This is a genomic window from Streptomyces sp. NPDC002787 (assembly GCF_053592095.1).
Genome location: NZ_JBSFVC010000041.1, coordinates 1 through 17,668 on the forward strand (window position 1 = coordinate 1; position 17,668 = coordinate 17,668).

General features: G+C 72.5%; 10 protein-coding genes. 7 read left to right on the forward strand and 3 right to left on the reverse strand.

The annotated features are described in order from the left end of the window. Both ACWD26_RS38425 and ACWD26_RS38430 read left to right on the forward strand, forming a co-directional pair. On the forward strand, positions 1-3,077 hold a 3,077-nt coding region (locus tag ACWD26_RS38425), incomplete at its 5' end, for a KR domain-containing protein (protein WP_451277423.1). 132 nt (positions 3,078-3,209) lie between these two features. Then, complete coding sequence (locus ACWD26_RS38430; protein ID WP_451277512.1) at positions 3,210-9,728, forward strand: thioester reductase domain-containing protein; 6,519 nt, start codon at positions 3,210-3,212, stop codon at positions 9,726-9,728. 58 nt (positions 9,729-9,786) lie between these two features. Here ACWD26_RS38430 and ACWD26_RS38435 read toward each other — a convergent pair whose 3' ends face one another. Continuing rightward, positions 9,787-10,176, reverse strand: coding sequence for a YybH family protein (locus ACWD26_RS38435; protein ID WP_451277425.1), 390 nt, complete (start codon positions 10,174-10,176; stop codon positions 9,787-9,789). Positions 10,177-10,449: 273 nt separating this feature from the next. Between ACWD26_RS38435 and ACWD26_RS38440 the strand changes: the two genes are divergently transcribed. The 5 genes from ACWD26_RS38440 (at position 10,450) to ACWD26_RS38460 (ending at position 14,642) form a co-directional block, all read left to right on the forward strand. Further along, positions 10,450-10,914: a flavin reductase family protein gene (locus tag ACWD26_RS38440; RefSeq protein WP_451277514.1), complete on the forward strand. Its 465-nt coding sequence runs from the start codon at positions 10,450-10,452 to the stop codon at positions 10,912-10,914. Between the two features lie 11 nt (positions 10,915-10,925). After that, positions 10,926-11,570, forward strand: a complete 645-nt coding sequence (locus ACWD26_RS38445; protein WP_451277427.1) for a hypothetical protein — start codon at positions 10,926-10,928, stop codon at positions 11,568-11,570. Between the two features lie 12 nt (positions 11,571-11,582). Next, complete coding sequence (locus ACWD26_RS38450) at positions 11,583-12,344, forward strand: SDR family NAD(P)-dependent oxidoreductase (protein WP_451277429.1); 762 nt, start codon at positions 11,583-11,585, stop codon at positions 12,342-12,344. A gap of 199 nt (positions 12,345-12,543) precedes the next feature. Then, entirely contained in the window at positions 12,544-13,416 is an 873-nt protein-coding gene (locus ACWD26_RS38455; RefSeq protein WP_451277431.1) for an NAD(P)-dependent oxidoreductase, read from the forward strand. A gap of 50 nt (positions 13,417-13,466) precedes the next feature. Beyond that, complete coding sequence (locus ACWD26_RS38460; RefSeq protein ID WP_451277433.1) at positions 13,467-14,642, forward strand: acyl-CoA dehydrogenase family protein; 1,176 nt, start codon at positions 13,467-13,469, stop codon at positions 14,640-14,642. Positions 14,643-14,748: 106 nt separating this feature from the next. On the opposite strand, the gene ACWD26_RS38465 is transcribed toward ACWD26_RS38460, so the two are convergent. Together ACWD26_RS38465 and ACWD26_RS38470 are read right to left on the reverse strand one after the other, a co-directional pair. Next, entirely contained in the window at positions 14,749-16,545 is a 1,797-nt protein-coding gene (locus tag ACWD26_RS38465; protein ID WP_451277435.1) for an NAD(P)-dependent oxidoreductase, read from the reverse strand. A 235-nt stretch (positions 16,546-16,780) separates the two neighbouring features. Then, the gene (locus ACWD26_RS38470; RefSeq protein ID WP_451277437.1) at positions 16,781-17,665 is read right to left on the reverse strand and encodes an NAD(P)-dependent oxidoreductase; all 885 of its coding nucleotides are present in this window, start codon (positions 17,663-17,665) and stop codon (positions 16,781-16,783) included. Positions 17,666-17,668: the final 3 nt, after the last annotated feature.

Consider the following 17,668-nt stretch of genomic DNA (forward strand, 5'->3'; position numbering starts at 1 on the left):
TGGCGACGGAGGAGGAGCTGACCTCGCCGGAGTACTGGGCCCGGCACATCCGTCAGGCCGTCCGCTTCCATGACGGGGTGCGCCACCTCGAACAGTTGGGCGTGACGACGTTCCTGGAGCTGGGCCCCGACGGGGTCCTGGCCGCGATGGCGCAGGAGACCCTCGAAGCCGAGGGCCGCGACGACGCCCAGGCCCTCACCCTCCTGCGACGCGACCGCGCCGAGGCCGACACCCTCGTCAAGGCACTCGGCGCCCTGCACAGCCGCGGTGTCCGCGTCGACTGGGAGGCGTTCTTCGAGGGCACCGGCGCCCGGCGTGTCCCCCTGCCGACCTACGCCTTCCAGCACGAGCGGTACTGGCTGCAGCCCACCGCACCGGAGGACGGGGAAGCCGGCCCGGACGCCACCGGGCACCCGCTGCTCGGTACCGCCGTACCGGTCGCGGGCACCGGTCAGACGGTGTTCACCAGCCGCCTCTCCCGGCTCACCCATGGATGGATCGACGACCACACGGTCCTCGGCACCCCGGTGCTGCCCGCCTCCGCCCTCGTCGAGGCCGCGATCAGAGCGGCCGACGAGGTCGGCGCGGGCCACCTGGAGAGCCTCACCGTGCACCGGCCGCTGGTCCTGCCCGACCACGGCACCGCCCGGCTTCAGACCGTCGTCGGCGCGCCCGACGAGACCGGTCGGCGCCCCTTCACCGTCCACGTCGTGGCCGACGGAACGGAGACCGACCGGGCCGCGCACGCCGAGGGTGTACTCGGCACCGCCACAGACCCGGAGCCCGCGACCGTGCCCGACGGCCTGTCGGACGCCGGCGAAGCACACCTGGACGAGGGCCTCCTGCCGGACGCCGCGGCCCACGGTCTGCACCCCGCCCTGCTGGAGCGTGCCGTGCGCGGCCTCGCGGGCGAACCCCCCGTCGGCGGTGTCCGGGTCCCGGCCGCCTGGCAGGGCGTCCGGCTGCACGCGACGGGTGCCTCGGTGGTGCGCGTCCGGGTCGCGCCGGCCTACGGTGACGCCGTCTCCGTGCAGTTGACGGACGCGGACGGGCAGCCGGTCCTCACCGTCGATCGGCTGGTCTTCGAGGACGTGCCGGAGGACCGGTTCGCGCCGGCCGACGGCGCGCACCAGCCGCTCCTGTATCTCCGGTGGCCCCCGCTCACCGCCGCCGCCCCTGGCGCACCGGTGCGCTGGGCCGTGGTCGGCGCGACGCGGACCGACCTGGACGCCGAGCGGTACGCGACCCTCGCCGACCTCGGCGACGCCGTCGCGGCGGGCGCGGCGGTCGACGCCGTACTCGCCGAACCGTTCGCGGACCGGACCGCGGACGCCGGGGACGTCGTCGCATCGACGCACCGCGGCGTGCTGGAGACGCTCGACCTGGTTCAGAGGTGGCTCGCGGACGAACGCCTCGCGGACACCCGGCTGGTGGTGCTCACCCGAGGCGGGGTCGCCGCCGTCCCCGGGGAACCCGCCGATCCCGCCGCCGCCGCGGTCTGGGGCCTGGTGCGTTCCGCCCAGGCGGAGACGCCCGAGCGGATCGTCCTCGTCGACGCCGCCGTGGACGACGCACCGTCCGACGCTTCGCTGAACGCGGTACTCGCCTCCGGCGAGCCGCAGGCGGCACTGCGCGACGACACGGTCCTGCTGCCCCGGCTGCACCGCGCCACGCCCCAGCACCCGGAGGTAGCGACCGCGGGGCACGCCCCGGCGGACACCGCCACCACCGGTGACACCCCCGCCTTCGGCGGGCAGGGCACCGTCCTCGTCACGGGCGCGGGTGGCGCCCTGGCCGCACACGTCACCCGGCATCTGGTGACCGGGCACGGGGTGACGCGGCTGCTCCTGCTCGACCGGCGCGACGAGGAGTCCTGGGACGACCCCCGACTCCCCGACGTTCTGCGGGAGTCGGGCGCGGACGTCACCGTGGCCCGGTGCGACGTGGCTGACCGGGAGGCCCTCGCGGCCGTCCTGGCCGGCGTCCCCGAGGAGCACCCGCCGACGGCGGTCGTGCACCTCGCCGGGACCGTGCGCAACGCCCTGCTGCCCACGCTGACACCGGACGAGCTGACGACCGTGCTGCGGGACGGCGCGGCCGCCGCCTGGCACCTGCACGAACTGACCCGCGACCGGGACCTGACCGCGTTCGTGCTCTTCTCGTCCCACACCGGTGTCATCGGCGGACCCGGCCAGGCCAACTACGCGGCGGTCGGCGCCTTCCTCGACGGTCTCGCACACCATCGGGCGGCCCACCAACTGCCCGCCACCTCCGTGGCATGGGGGCTGTGGGACATCAACGGCGGCATCAACGCGGGCCTCGACGACAGGGACCGCGACCGGTTCCTGCGCGAGGGCTTCCGTCAGGTGACACCGGACGAAGGTATGGGGCTCCTGGACGCCGCTCTGCGCCTGGACGCCCCCGCACCCCTGGCCCTGCTCGTGGAGCCCGCGGTCCTGCGAGCGGGCGGCCCGGTGCCCGCCGTCCTGACCACCCTCGCCGGAGTGGGCAACCGGCGCGGTGCCACCGCAGCCGGCACCGCGGGCGGAGGGCCGGCCGCCCGGCTCGCCGGCCTCGGCGCCGAGGAACGCCGGGAGGCCGTCCTCGCTCTCGTGCGGGCCGAGGTGGCCGCCGTCCTCGGGCACGCCGATCCCGGCGCGGTCGAGGCCGACCGAGCCTTCCAGGAGATGGGCTTCGACTCCATGACCGCCGTCGAGCTGCGGAACCGGCTCGGCGAGCGGGCGGGCGTACGGCTGCCGGCCACGCTGGCCTTCGACCACCCCTCGCCCGCCGCGCTCACCGAGCACCTCCTGGAACTCCTCACCCCCGAGAGCGCGGACGGCCGGCCCCCGGTCCTCACCGCGCTGGACTCCCTCGAGGCCGCGCTCGTCGACGGCCCGGCGGACGACCCGGGCCGTGAGGAACTTCTCGTACGCCTCCAGACGCTCGTGTCCCGCCTGACCGTCGGCGTGGACCCGGCGGAGGACATGACGAGCCGGATCGAGGCGGCCTCCGCCGAGGAGATCTTCGCCATGATCGACACCGAGCTCGACGGCATCGGCGACCCCACCCACTGAGTCCGGGCGGGCCCGGGCGGACACGAACCGCCCGGGCCTGCCCCGAACCGCCCGGGCCTGCCCCGAACCGCAGCGCGCTTCCCCCATCCGCCGGACGATCCAAGGAGATCCGAGGTTCGCATGTCCAACGACATGTCCAACGAAGAGAAGCTGCTCGCCTACCTCAAGAAGGTGACCGGCGACCTCCAGAAGGCGCGTCGGCGCGTGACCGAGCTCGAGTCCGGCAGGGACGAGCCCATCGCGATCGTCGGCATGGCCTGCCGCTACCCGGGCGTCTCCTCCCCGGACGAGCTGTGGCAGCTCGTCATGGACGAGCGGGACACCATCACCGACTTCCCCGCCGACCGGGGCTGGGACCTCGACAACCTCTACGACCCCGACCCCACCAAGCCCGGCCGGACCTACGTCAGGCAGGCGGGCTTCGTCGACGACGCCACCCGTTTCGACGCCTCGTTCTTCGGTATCTCCCCCCGCGAGGCCCTGGCCATGGACCCGCAGCAGCGGCTCCTGCTGGAGACCGCGTGGGAGGCACTGGAGGACGCGGGCATCGACCCGGCCACACTGAAGGGTTCCCGGACAGGGGTCTTCACCGGCCTCGTCGAACAGAGCTACCTCGGCCTCGACACCCCCGGCGAGTTCGACGGCTACCTGATGACCAGCAAGCTCAGCAGCATGGGGTCGGGCCGCATCGCGTACACCCTCGGTCTCGAAGGGCCCGCGGTCTCAATCGACACCGCCTGCTCCTCCTCGCTCGTCGCCCTGCACCTCGCCGTCCAGTCGCTGCGCTCGGGGGAGTCCACGCTGGCCCTCGCGGGAGCCTCGTACGTCGCCGCGACGCCCGGCGGGCACATCGACTTCTCCCAGCAGCGCGGCCTGGCCCAGGACGGCCGGTGCAAGCCGTTCGCCGCGTCCGCGGACGGCATCGGCTGGTCCGAGGGGGTCGGCCTGCTCGTCATCGAGCGACTGTCCGACGCACGGCGCAACGGCCACGACGTCCTCGCGGTGGTGCGGGGCATCGCCGTCAACCAGGACGGCGCGAGCAACGGGCTCACCGCGCCCAACGGGCCGTCGCAGGAGCGGGTCATCCGCCAGGCCCTGCGAAACGCCCGGCTGAACGCCACCGAGGTCGACGCCGTCGAGGCGCACGGCACCGGCACCACGCTCGGCGACCCGATCGAGGCCCAGGCGCTGCTCACCACCTACGGGCAGGAGCACACCGACGAACGACCCCTGTGGCTGGGCTCGTTGAAGTCCAACATCGGGCACGCCCAGGCCGCCGCCGGCGTCGGCGGCGTCATCAAGACCGTCCAGGCCCTGCGCCACGGCATCCTGCCGAGGTCGCTCCACTCCGAGAACCCCACACCGGTCGTCGACTGGTCGGCCGGCGCCGTACGCCTGCTCACCGAGGCACGGCCCTGGCCCGAGACCGGACGCCCGCGCCGCGCCGGTGTCTCCGCCTTCGGCGCGAGCGGCACCAACGCCCACGTCATCCTGGAGCAGGCGCCGCCCCCCGAGCCCGCCGAGCCGGCCGAGAAGGACACCGACGGCACGCCCGCCGCCGACGTCACCCCCACCCCTGCCGTCCCGTGGGTCCTGTCGGCGAAGACTCCCGAGGCGCTGCGCGACCAGGCCGGACGGCTCCTCGCGCACACGGAACGGCATCCCGCGACCGACCCGCTGGACATCGCGTACTCCCTGGCCACCACCCGTTCGACGTTCCCCCACCGGGCCGGCGTCATCGGGGCGGACCTCGGCGAACTGCGCGAGGGCCTGCGCGCGCTGCGCGACGGCGAGACGTCGCCGCACGTCGTGCAGGGCAACGCCGTCGACGGCGGCAGGACGGTCTTCGTCTTCCCCGGGCAGGGCGGCCAGTGGGATCGCATGGCCGTCGAACTCCTCGACACCTCCGAGGTGTTCGCCGCGACGATCCGCGCCTGCGAGCAGGCCCTCGCCCCGTACGTCGACTGGTCCCTGGAAGACGTCCTGCGTCATACCGACGGCGCGCCGTCCCTCGACCGCGTCGACGTCCTGCAGCCCGCCTCCTTCGCCGTGGCCGTCTCCCTGGCCGCGCTGTGGCGCTCCTACGGTGTGGAGCCGGACACCGTCGTGGGCTCCTCGCAGGGCGAGGTCGCCGCCGCCTACGTCGCCGGAGCGCTCACCCTGGACGACGCGGCCCGCGTGGCCGCCCTGCGCAGCCAGGTGGCACGCGTGCTGCACGGCCGCGGCAGCATCGCCTCCGTGGCCCTCTCCCGGGAACGGCTCGCCGCCCGCCTCGAAGCGGAGGGCTGGGGCGAGCGGCTGTCCATAGCCGTCGTCAACGGGCCCCGCTCGACCGTGGTGTCCGGGGACGGCGAGGCCCTCGCGGAGTTCGTCGCCCGGTGCAAGGAGGACGGCATCCGGGCCAAGAGCTTCTCCGCCGCCTTCGCCTCCCACTCGGCCCAGGTGGAGGAGATCCGCGACCGCCTCATCGAGGCCCTGACACCCATCCGCCCCCGCAGGGGCACCGCGCAGTTCTACTCGACGGTGACCGCCGGCCCGCTCGACACCGCCACCCTGGACGCCGAGTACTGGTACCAGAACCTGCGCCGCCCGGTGGAGTTCGAGGCCACCGCCCGCGCCCTCGTCGACAGCGGCCACCACTCCTTCGTCGAGGTCGGCCCGCACCCGGTGCTCGGCCCGGTCCTGGAGGAGAGCCACGAGCGCGCCGTGGTCGTCGGCACGCTCCGCCGCGACGACGGCGGCCTGGACCGGTTCCTGACCTCACTCGGGGCGCTCCACACCCGCGGCGGCCACGTCGACTGGCGGACGGTCTTCACCGGCCACCGGGTCCGCGCGGTCCGGCTGCCCACATACGCCTTCCAGCGCGAGCGCCACTGGTACGCCGCGACCGGCGTCGACGTCACCAGGCTCGGCCTCGCCCCCGCGCAGCACCCGCTGCTCGGCGCGGCCGTCACCGTGGCCGGAGCCGGTCAGACCCTGTTCACCAGCCGCGTCTCCGCCCACACCCACTCCTGGCTCGCCGACAGCACCGTCCACGGTGCCGCCGTGCTGCCGCCGTCGGCCCTCGCCGAACTGGCCGTGCGCGCCGGCGACGAGGTCGGCCTGCCCGCAGTCGACGAACTGACCCTGCACGAGCCCCTGGTCCTCGCCACCGGCGACGGCACCCAGATCCAGATCGTCGTGGACGCCGCCGACCCCGACGACACCACGGCCGCACGTCCGTTCGCCGTGCACGCCCGGCCGGACAGCGGAGACGTGCCCTGGACCCACGTCGCCACCGGCCGCCTCAGCCTGCGCGCCCCGGGGGACACCGCCGACCTCTCCCAGTGGCCGCCCGCCGGCGCCACAGCCCTCGACCCGGCCGAGGTCCGGGACCGGCTCGCGGCGGACGGCCTCGTCCCCGGCCCCGCCTTCCACGGCCTGACCGGCCTGTGGCGGGACGGCGACACACTCCTCGCCGAGGTCCGTATCCCCGACCAACTCCGCGCACAGGCAGCCGAGTTCGCGCTGCACCCGGCCCTGCTGGAGGCGGCCCTGCACACGCTGCCGCTCGCCCTCGGCACTCCGGAAGGCAGCGGGGCCGGCCTCGCCACACACTGGAGCGGCTACCAGCTCTACGCCGGCGGGGCGACCTCCCTGCGCGTCCGGTTCACCCCGGTCGGCGACGCCGTCCGCGTCGACATCGCCGACCGGACGGGACGGCCGATCGCCACGATCGCCTCGCTGACCACGTGCCCCGTCGGCGCGACAGCCCTCGGGGCCGTCGGCGCCCGCAGTCACGACTCCCTGCTCCGCGTGGACTGGCGGCCCCTCGGCCTCACCACGCCGCCCGACCGGCCCGCCGCCCTGGCACAGCTGGGCACCGACCTCTTCGACGCCGTCCAGCTCGCCGACGTGGCCGCGGCGGCCAAGGCCGTGGACTCGGGCGCCGTCTTCGACGCCGTCCTCACCTGGCACACTTCGGCCCGCGAGGGGCAGGACATCGCCTCCGTGTACGCGGCCACCCACCACGCCCTCGGTACCGTCCAGGAGTGGCTGGCCGACGACCGCGTGGAGGACGTCCCGCTCGTCTGGGTCACGCGCGGCGCCGTGGCGGTCGGCACCGAGGACGTCACCGACCTCGGCGCGGCCGCGGTCTGGGGACTGCTGCGGACCGCCCAGTCGGAGTCGCCGGGCCGGTTCGTGCTCGTCGACCTCGACGACGACCCGGCCTCCCTCGCCGCCCTGCCCGCCCTGGTGCGCTCCGGCCAGGCCCAGGCCGCGCTCCGGAAGGGCCGGGCCTTCGTCCCTCGCGTCACGCGGGTGGACGCCCCGGCACCGGGCACCACGCCCGGCGGCACCTGGAATCCCGACGGCACCGTCCTCGTCACCGGCGGCACCGGCACCCTCGGCGCCCTCTTCGCCCACCACCTGGCGGCCGTGCACGGGGTGCGCCACCTGCTGCTCGTCAGCCGCAGCGGCTCCGCCGCGCCCGGCGCCGACGAGCTACGGGAGTCCCTCACGGCACTCGGCGCCGAGGTGACCGTCGCCGCCTGCGACACCGCCGACCGCGCCGCACTGGAGGAACTGCTGACCGGTCTGCCCGCCGACCGGCCGCTGACCGGTGTGGTACACGCCGCCGGTGTGCTCGACGACGGTCTCGTCACCGCACAGACACCGCAGCGGCTCGACGCGGTCCTGCGGCCCAAGGCCGACGCCGCCTGGCATCTGCACGAACTCACCCGCGACATGGACCTGTCCGCGTTCGTCCTCTTCTCGTCGCTCGCCGGCGTGATCGGCGGCGCCGGCCAGTCCACCTACGCCGCCGCCAACTCCTTCCTGGACGCCCTGGCCCAGCACCGCGGCGCCCACGGCCTGCCCGCGACGTCCGTCGCGTGGGGCCTGTGGGAGCAACTCGGAGCGATGGCCGCCGATCTCGACGCCGCCGACATCGACCGCATCGTGCGGGCCGGCTTCCGGCTCGTCACGTCCGACGCGGGACCGGGCATCCTCGACACCGCCATGGCCCTGGGCACGCCCGCCCTGGTCGGCGTGCCCGTCGACGTGGAGGCCCTGCGCGAGCAGCGGACCTCGGCGCCGCTGGTCTTCGAGTCCCTGGCACGCACACCCGCGCGCCGCACGGTCAGCGAGTCGGCGCTGGGCACCGAGAGCCTGGGCGCTCTGCTCGAGGGCAAGGAGGAGGCGGAACAGTTCCGCATCGTCCTCGACGTGGTCCGGGCCGAGGTGGCGGCCGTCCTCGGCCACTTCGACCCCTCCGGCATCCGGCCCGACCAGGCCTTCCCCGAGCTCGGCTTCGACTCCCTGACCTCCGTCGAACTGCGCAACCGGCTCGGCGCGGCGGCCGGCACCAGGCTCCCGGCCGGCCTCGTCTTCGACCACCCGTCGCCCGCCGCGCTCGCGGCGTACCTGCACGCCGCGATCGTCGGCGGAGAGCGGGGCCGGGCCGAGCCGGGAGTGGACTTCGCCGCCGAGATCCGGCTCGCCGACGACATCCGCCCGGCCGACGAGGTCCACCTGGTGGCGGAGGACCCCGGGGACGCGCTGCTCACCGGCGTCACGGGCTTCCTCGGCGCGTTCGTGCTGCGCGAGCTGATGCGTACGACACGGGCCCGGGTGCACGTCCTGGTGCGCGCGGCCGACCAGGCCGAGGCACTGGAGCGGGTCTGGGCCAACCTGGAGTGGTACCGCATCCGGGACGACATCGACCCCGGCCGCCTGCGGGTCGTCGTCGGTGACCTCGCCGCACCCCGGCTCGGTCTGACCGAGGAGGAGTTCGACGCGCTGGCCCGTACCGTCGACGTGGTCTACCACCCCGGCGCCTCGGTCAACTGGATCCACCCGTACACCACGGTGCGGGCCGCCAACGTCCTCGGCACCGAGGAACTGCTGCGGCTCGCCGCCCGGCACCGGACCGTCCCGCTGCACTACGTGTCGACCACGGGTGTCTTCGCCGGCCCGGTGACCCGGGGCGTGCCACTGCGGGTCACCGATCCGGCGGGGCCGGGCGAGGTGCTGCCCAACGGCTACACCCAGAGCAAGTGGGTCACGGAGCAGATCATCGGCATCGCCCGCGAACGCGGCCTGCCGGTGAATGTCTACCGGGTCGACCAGATCGCCGGCGATCAGGTCAACGGGGCCTGCCAGACTCGTGACTTCGTGTGGCTGACCATCAAGGGGATGCTCCAGGCCGGCGCGGCGCCGGCCGAACTGCCCGGTGTCTTCCGGCTGATGCCGGTCGACTACGCGAGCGCCGCCCTGGTGGCCGTCTCCCTGCGCCGGTCCGCCGCGGGCGGCACCTACCACCTGTGCAACGACAGCCATGTGACGTTCGCCGACGTGGTGGCCCAGCTGCGCGCGTACGGCTACCCGCTGGACGAGCTCGACCGGAAGACATGGTTCGAGCTGGTGCAGGCCGACCCGGAGAACTCCGCCGCACCGCTGCTCGACGCGGTGGAACTGCTCGTCGCGGACAGTGAGTCCTTCTACCCGGCCATCGCCACTCCCGAGACCGTCGCCGCGCTCGACGGGACCGGCATCGAGTGTCCGCCGGTCACCGGTGAACTGTTCCGGAAGTACGTCGAGTTCTTCGCGGACGCGGGCTACTTCCCCACCCCGCGGGAGAGCGGAGCCGGAGCGGGCGCCGCCCGGTGAGCACACCGCCGCGGCCGGGACGCCGATCGCGTCCCGGCCGCGGCCTCAGCCGTCCACCTCAGATCTCAGTGCCGTACGGGTTGTCGATGACGTACAGCCAGTCGTCGCCCCGCCGGCGCAGCACGTCGAGCGCGATGCCCGAGTGACGCTCGGGACCGCCCTCGGCCGTGTCCACCTCGATCGACCAGTCCACGACGAGCAGCGCGGTGTCGGAGGTCACGTAGGACTCCAGCACCCGCGCCGTCATGACGGGACCCAGCGCCAGCACCTCCGCGCGCCCCTTCGTCCTTTCCGGTCCGGAAAGGACACTGCCGTCCTCCTGGACGGATATGGCGTCGGCGGCGAAAAGCCGGTCGAGAGTGGCGACATCACCACTGTTGAAGGCCCGGACGGCGAGTTCCGCCCGTGCCAGGACCTGTTGGTTCAGGTCTTTGTCGAGAGCCGTCATGACGAGATCGCTCCTCGGTTGTCCGGGCCGGTCGGAAATACGCGCGAAAGGGCCTTGAGGGGGCCCCGCGCTCCCGTCGTGAGCCTGCCATCTGCCGGTCATCGCCAGGCAACGAGCCGCCCCGCCGTGACGGTTACTCCGTGGTGGGAGACAGCGGAAGACGGCCGCCTACGCTTTTCCCATGATTCTTCGGAGGGTTTCGGAATGAGTCCTGTGTCAGTCAACGAGGTCCTTCACCGAATTCCGGTGGAACCGGAGTCGATGCGGTCGGCAATGGCGCGCTTCGCGACCGGCGTCATCGTGTTGAGTGTCGGAGGCGAGAACATGCACGGAATGACCGCCAACGCGTTCAGTTCCGTCTCCCTGGATCCACCGAAGATCCTGTGCTGCGTCGCCCACAGCGCCGTCATGCACCAGGCGATCACCTCGGCACACGGGTTCGGCATCTCGATCCTCGGCGCGGAACAGGAGTCCGTCGCCCGCCACTTCGCCGACAAGGCCAGGCCGCTGGGCCCCGCGCAGTTCCGCGGGATCGACCACGAGCCCGGGCCCCGCACCGGGGCACCGCTGCTGCACGGCGCGGTCGGCTGGCTGGAGTGCGAACTGTCCGAGGCCTACGACGCGGGCGACCACTCGATCTTCATCGGTGACGTGGTCCACGCCGTCACGGCGCCGGACACGTCCGGTCTGCTCTTCTTCAACGGCGGTTTCCGGCAGCTCGGAGCCGCCCCCGAGTGACAGGGGTGACCATGTCCGCAGGAACGAGCACACAGCAGCCGACCTGGCCCGTGGACCCCATGGTCGGCCCCTGGTTCATCGAGGCGCTGAACGAGGGCCTCGCCCGGTCGGTGCCGCGACTCACCAGGCCCGCGCCCGCCCGTCGGCAGGGAGTCCCGGACCCGTACGACACCCTCGACGGCCCCGAAGCCGCCCAGGGGCTCCCCGATCCGCAGGGCATCTCCTTCACCGACCGGCACGCCTTCGGCGATCCCTTCGCCGCCAAGGTGATGGCCGCGTACACGGAGGCACTCGACACCGTGCTCAGCCGCGCCGAACGAGAAGACGTCGGGCTGCGGCGGGCGTTGCTGCGCCACGGGGCCCACACACTCGCGGAGGCGGCCGGCCGGGAATGCCGGACGCGGGACGGCGACGCGTGTCCCCAGGAACGGGCGCTGGAACCCGAACTCGCGGCGGAGTCGGGGACGTTGCTCATGGAGTGCGCCGCGCTCGTACTGCTCGGCGACGGGACGCCGCGACCGGGCTCCCGGGCCGCCGATCTCATCAGGAACCTGGGCACCTCGGTCCGCCGCGCACCCGGACCGGCCCGGACCCGCCGAGACGTGTCACGATCACGTATTTCAACAGAAGTTCACAGCAGGCACATCAAGTCCTGACAGGATCTCCTTATGGACAAAAATCTTCTTACCGGAAAAGTCGTCCTCGTCACCGGTGCGAGCAGCGGCATCGGAGCGGCGGCGGCCAGAGTGTTCGCACAGGAGGGCGCGGCGGTCTTATTGGTCGCCCGTAGACAGGAGCGGCTGGCCGCCCTGGTCGACGAGCTGCGTGCCGCAGGGGCCCAGGCGGCGTACACGGTCGCCGACGTCACCTCGCCCGAGGAAGCCGCCCTCGCGGTGAAGTCGGCCGTCGGTACGTTCGGACGGCTCGACGGCGCGTTCAACAACGCCGGGGTCGGCGGTGACCGCACCCCCCTGCACCAGATGGACGACGAGACCTACGACGCCATCATGGACACCAATGTGCGCGGTGTCTTCAACTGCCTGCGCGCGGAGATCGCCGCGATGCTGGAGCACGGCGGCGCGATCGTCAACAACAGCAGCGTCGGCGGGCTCGTCGCCATTCCCGCCGCCGCGACGTACGTCGCCTCCAAGCACGCCGTCGTGGGGCTCACCCGGGCAGCCGCCGACGAGTACGCACAGCGGGGCATCAGGGTCAACGCCGTGGCCCCCGGCACCACCCGCAGCGAGATCACCACGGACTGGTTCGCACGCAACCCCGGCCTGGAGGACATGGTCAACTCCATGACCCCCCAGGGCCGTACGGCGGAGCCGGAGGAGATCGCCGCGGCCGCGGCCTGGCTGCTCAGCGACCGTTGTCCCTTTCTGACCGGCACGGTCCTGCCGGTGGACGGCGGCTTCGTCAACCAGTGAGAGCCGGTACGGCGGAGGTGCGATTACTCCGCCGTTACTGCCGCCTCACGCCCCCCGGATAGATTCGCAAGCCACACAGATGCGTGTGCGGGCGCCCTGTTCGGCCGGCTCCTTCGCCCAGCCGGACCGAATCACCGCAGCGGTGGCGCCAGTTGTGGCGTCGGGCCCCACCCCCCGACCACGAGAGGGCAGGACACCCATGTCGAAGCAGTCGCTCACCCTTGTCGGACTCGGCCCGATGGGCAGTGCGATGGCCGACGCGTACCTCGCCAAGGGCTACGAGGTGACCGTGTGGAACAGGACGGCGAGCAAGGCCGAACCCCTCGTGGCCAAGGGAGCCGTCCTCGCGCCCACGGTCGCCGACGCCCTGGCCGCCGACGAACTCGTCCTGCTCAGCCTGACGGACCATCAGGCGATGTACGCCATCCTCGGCCAGGCCACCGAGGCACTCGCGGGCAGGACCGTCGTCAACCTCAGTTCGGACACCCCGGCCAGGTCCCGCGAGGCGGCCGAGTGGGTGAACGGGCACGGTGCGGCCTACCTGACGGGCGGGGTGACGGTGCCGCCCCACCGCATCGCCGGCCCGGGTGCCCTCACCTTCTACAGCGGACCCCGTGACGTCTTCGAGGAGCACCGCGCCACGCTCGAGGTGATCTCCGCCGCCGACCACCGGGGTGAGGACCAGGGACTGGCCGCTCTCTACTACCAGCTCCAGCTCGACATCTTCTGGACGTCCCTGTTCTCCTGGCTGCACGCCGTCGCGGTCGCCAAGGCCAACGGCATCTCGGCCTCCGACCTCCTGCCCTATGCCTCCGGCACCCTCGCCTCGATGCCGGACTTCCTGGGCTTCTACACGCCCCGGCTGGACGAGGGGAACTTCGCGGGCGACGTGGAGCGGCTCTCCATGGGGCTGGCGAGCATCGAGCACGTCGTGGAGACCGCACTCGACAGCGGTGTCGACTCCTCGCTGCCCACCGCGGTGCGGGAACTCCTCCGGCGGGGCTTCGCGGCGGGCCGGGCCGAAGACAGCGCCACGAGCATCGTCGAACTCCTCGGACAGGCCTCCGCGTGAGCGGTTCGCAAAGACACGGGAACAGAAGCCGACAAGGGAGGTTGAGTGGGATGACTGCTGCCGACACGCACCGGACGGCGGTGCTCGAAGCGGTGCGGAGCATCGCCCCGAGACTGAAGGAGAACGCCCCGGCCGCCGAGAAGGCGGGCTGGATACCGGACGAGAGCGTCGAACTCCTCGAGAAGGCCGGGGTCTTCGGCATCGCCGTGCCCGAGAGGTTCGGCGGTACGGACCTGCCGGCCGCCGAGCAGCTGACGGTCCTGGAGGAAGTGGCCAGGGCCTGCGGCTCCACCGGCTGGGTCACCGCGGTCTGGGTGACCACGGCGTGGATGGCGACCCTCTACCCCGACCAGGCCCAGGAGGAGATCTTCGCGGGCGGCCAGGTGCGGGTCTCCGGAGGCTTCACGCCCTCCGGGACGCTGGTGCCGACCGAGGGCGGCTATCTCCTCACCGGCGAGTGGCGGTTCAACAGTGGTGTCCGCGCCGCCGACTGGAACGTCTGCTCGGCGCTCGTCGAGCACGGGGACGGCCGGGTCGAGGACCTGTACCCCCTGGTCCCGACCTCGGACCTGGTCATCGGCGACGACTGGGACGTCTTCGGCGCGGCCGGCACCGGCAGTGTCACCTCGACCGCCGACGGTGTCTTCGTCCCCGCGCACCGCGTGGTGGGAGCCGAGGCGTACGAGGCGGCCACCGGCAACCGCTGGAACGCGGATCTCGACGCCCGCAACTACCACCTGCTCAGCTACGTCCTGACCCAGTGCACCGCCGTCTACACCGGCCTGGCCCGGGCCGCCCTCGACGTCTTCGTGGAGAAGCTTCCGGGCAAGGGCATCGCGTACTCGAACTGGGCGGAGCAGATCAAGCATCCGCACATCCACCACCAGGTGGCCGTGGCCGCCAACAAGATCGCGGCGGCGGAGGGACTGCAACGCTCCCTGGTCGAGCTGGTGCAGGAACGTGCCGACCGGGGCCGTCAGCTGACGGTGGAGGAGAAGGCCACGATCCGCGGGCGGATCGCCTTCATCGTGCAGACGGCGAGGGAGGCCGTCGACATCCTCTACACCCTGAGCCCCGCCTCCGTCATCGTGCGCAGCGGAGACCTCCAGCGCATCCAGCGGGACATCCTGGCCCTGTCGGTGCACGGCCTGTTCGCCCCCCTCGCCTCCCTGGAGGTCCAGGGGCGCCTGCTGCTCGGTCTGGAACCCGACAACGACTACCTCTGATCCACCCGCCCACTCGGGCGGAGTCCGGGGCCCCACGCCCGAGCGCCCCGCCCCGTACGGCACGTCGAGTGCGTACGGGGCGGGGCGCTCGCCGTTCCGGGAGCCGTTACGACGGCTGCTTGTCCCACACGCCCGTGGCCGCCGTCTCGCGCACGTAGTCGGCGAAATCGCGCGGCGCCCGGCCCAGGATGCGCTCCACGGCGTCGGTGAGGTAGCCGTTGGCACCGCTGTGCACCTGCGCGAAGAGACTCGACTCCATACGGGCGAACTCCTCGGTGTCCATGTACCGGTACGGTTCCGGCACACCCGCGGCCCGCATCTCGGCGGCGAACTCCTCCGCCGACTGCGCGGTGAAGCGGAAGTCGTGCCCGGTCCCGGCGGCGATCTCGGCCACGGCGTCGCCGAAGGTCAGCAGCCGGGGCCCGGTCAGCTCGTAGAGGCGGCCGGTGTGGCCGTCCTCGGTGAGCACCCGCGCGGCCGCCTCGGCCACGTCCCGCGCGTCGACGAAGGCCTCCCGGCCGTCCCCGGTGGGCAGGCGGACCTCGCCGGCCACCAACGGGTGCACCAGCAGCGCCTCACTGAAGTTCTGGTGGAACCACGCCGGACGCAGGATCGTCCACGGCACACCGCAGGAGCGCACCGCCACCTCGGCCGGGTAGGCCTCCGGCCAGCCCCGTGCCGACTGGAGGACCATCCGCTCCACGCCGAGGGAACGCGCCAACTCGCCCAGCGAGCGCAGCCGTTCCGCGGCCTTCGGGCTGAACAGGTTCTGCAGGTAGACGACGTACACGGCGCGGGCGCCGTCCAGCGCGGGGGCCCAGGTGGCGGTGTCGAGCCAGTCGAAGTGCTGCTCGGAGGAGCGGGACGCCATCCGCACCGGGTGGCCGCCGTCTCGCAGGGCCGGTCCCAGCCGGCTCCCGACCTTGCCGGGACCACCGAGGACGACGACGGGTCTCTGCGCCGGGTTGCCGCTGACGCGGCGTCGCTGAGCGGTCGGTGACGGGCCGGTGGACGCGCGATGGCGGACGCCCTCCACCGTCGCGGTGTAGCTGGCGTCGGCATGCCCCAGGGCGCGTGCGCGGTGCTCGACGGACGACACGGCGCGCAGCACGCTCGTGTCGAGTCCCCGCAGGCGTGCCGCCTCGATGATGTCGTCGACCGTGGAGCACCGCATCGTGAGCAGTTCGCCCCCTCCCGGGTAGGCCCCCTCGTCGATCTCGCGGGCCGTGTCGGGTGCGAGCAGCGCGACCGTGTCGAGCATCACCTGCAGATAGGGGGCGAGGTCCCGCGCCTTCACACCGTCCGCTTCGGCAAGGGCGAAGCTGTGCAGCATCCCCGACATGCTCGTCCAGAAGAAGTCGAGCAGGGACATGTCGTACAGGGCGGCGAAACCGGGGTCCTCGCCGACGTGGACCACACGGCCGCCCAGGGCCTCGAAGGTCACGCGGTGCCGGTCGTACGCGTCCCTGGACCCGCTGAGGAAGACCAGCGAATCCGGGCCGGCGATGAGGTTCGGGCCGATCATGATGGCACCGTCGAGGTAGTGGATCCCCTGCTTCGCCGCCCACGCGGCCGCGGTACGGGACCGCTCCGCCGTACTGGTGGAGACGTTGAGCAGTACCCGGCCCTCGAAGTCGGCGGGGTCGACCGTGTCGAGCACCGACTGCGCGGCCTCGTAGTCGGCGACGCTGACGACCACCAGGTCGCCCGCGCGCACCGCCTCGGCCGCGGTGTCGGCCCCCCGGGCGCCCGCGGCCACCAGGTCGTCCGCCTTGCCCCGGGAACGGTTCCAGACGGTGGTGGGATGGCCCGCCCGTGAGAAGGCGCCGGCCAGGGCACGACCCATGGGACCCAGTCCCAGCACGGTGACCGGCAGTTTCCGGATGTCCGATTCAATTGTCATGTCAGGCAGCATCTGTGCTTCTGTGAGTCCTCACAAGAGCCCTCGGTCAAAACGCGCTCAAAGCGCGCTCAAAAACGCATGTCAGCGGTCATGAAATAGACAGGAAGAGAGTCCTTGCTTTCTCTCGATTACCGTGGAGTGGGTGGGCCCGGGAAATGTTTTCGGCCTCCAGGAACAGGTCCTGGAGGCCGAAAATGTTCACCCGGCGGGCGGCGGGGTCAATGACCCCGCATCGTCACTTCTTGTTCTGCTTGAGCAGCTCGATCACGCCGGAGAAGTCGTCGCCCCCGAAGCCGTCGGCGACCCGGCGGTCCATCAGCGACTGGATCGGGTCCAGCAGCTCCGAGCTGACGCCCTGGCTCCGGCTGGCCTCGACGATGTTGCGGAAGCCCACCTGCTGCATGCTGAGCGCCGCCGAGATGCCGATGCCGTACTCGTCGTTGTCGATCTGCCGCGCCAGGTTCGCGACGATACCGGCGATCGAAGTCACGTACGGGATCAGCAGCTCGGTGGAGAACTGCTGGGCGTTGACGCCCTCCGAGCGCACCATGGCGATGGCCTGCACCGCGCCGCCGAGCATGCCGTACATGCCGGCCAGCAGGGACAGGTCGAGCAGGGACGCCAGGCCCGCGTCGGTACCCGCGAAACGGGCGTCGCCCATGGCGCTGAGGACCGGCTTGTCGCGCTCGAAGGATTCGGTGCCGGTGCCGCTGTAGAGCACGTAGGCGTGGTCGGTGCCGATGATCTGCGGAACGGCCATGATGCCGCCGTCGATGTAGTCGTAACCGAGGTCGGCCGCCCACTTCGCGGTCTCCCGGGCCTGCTCGGGGGTGCCGTTGGTGAGGTTGTAGACCGTGCGGCCCTTCAGGGCGTCACCCATCGGGTCCAGGACCTCGCGGACGGAGGCGTAGTCGAGGAGACAGACGATGACCACGGGGCTCGCCTGCGCGGCCTCGGCGGCCGTGGCGGCGCGCTCGGCCCCCTGCTCCACCAGGGCGTCGGCCTTGGCGGCCGTACGGTTCCAGACGGTCGTCGAGTGACCGGCCTTCAGAAACGCGCCGGCGAGCGCCGCCCCCATCTCTCCCAGACCGATGACAGTAACTGCGGTATTGCCCGCCATTTC

What these genes read in the sequence shown, in the direction of transcription:
- ACWD26_RS38445 (WP_451277427.1), top strand. Translation starts at nt 10,926, where the DNA reads ATGTCCGCAGGAACGAGCACACAGCAGCCGACCTGGCCCGTGGACCCC.
- ACWD26_RS38435 (WP_451277425.1), bottom strand. Translation starts at nt 10,176, where the DNA reads ATGACGGCTCTCGACAAAGACCTGAACCAACAGGTCCTGGCACGGGCG.
- ACWD26_RS38465 (WP_451277435.1), bottom strand. Translation starts at nt 16,545, where the DNA reads ATGACAATTGAATCGGACATCCGGAAACTGCCGGTCACCGTGCTGGGA.
- ACWD26_RS38430 (WP_451277512.1), top strand. Translation starts at nt 3,210, where the DNA reads ATGTCCAACGAAGAGAAGCTGCTCGCCTACCTCAAGAAGGTGACCGGC.
- ACWD26_RS38450 (WP_451277429.1), top strand. Translation starts at nt 11,583, where the DNA reads ATGGACAAAAATCTTCTTACCGGAAAAGTCGTCCTCGTCACCGGTGCG.
- ACWD26_RS38440 (WP_451277514.1), top strand. Translation starts at nt 10,450, where the DNA reads ATGGCGCGCTTCGCGACCGGCGTCATCGTGTTGAGTGTCGGAGGCGAG.
- ACWD26_RS38460 (WP_451277433.1), top strand. Translation starts at nt 13,467, where the DNA reads ATGACTGCTGCCGACACGCACCGGACGGCGGTGCTCGAAGCGGTGCGG.
- ACWD26_RS38455 (WP_451277431.1), top strand. Translation starts at nt 12,544, where the DNA reads ATGTCGAAGCAGTCGCTCACCCTTGTCGGACTCGGCCCGATGGGCAGT.
- ACWD26_RS38470 (WP_451277437.1), bottom strand. Translation starts at nt 17,665, where the DNA reads ATGGCGGGCAATACCGCAGTTACTGTCATCGGTCTGGGAGAGATGGGG.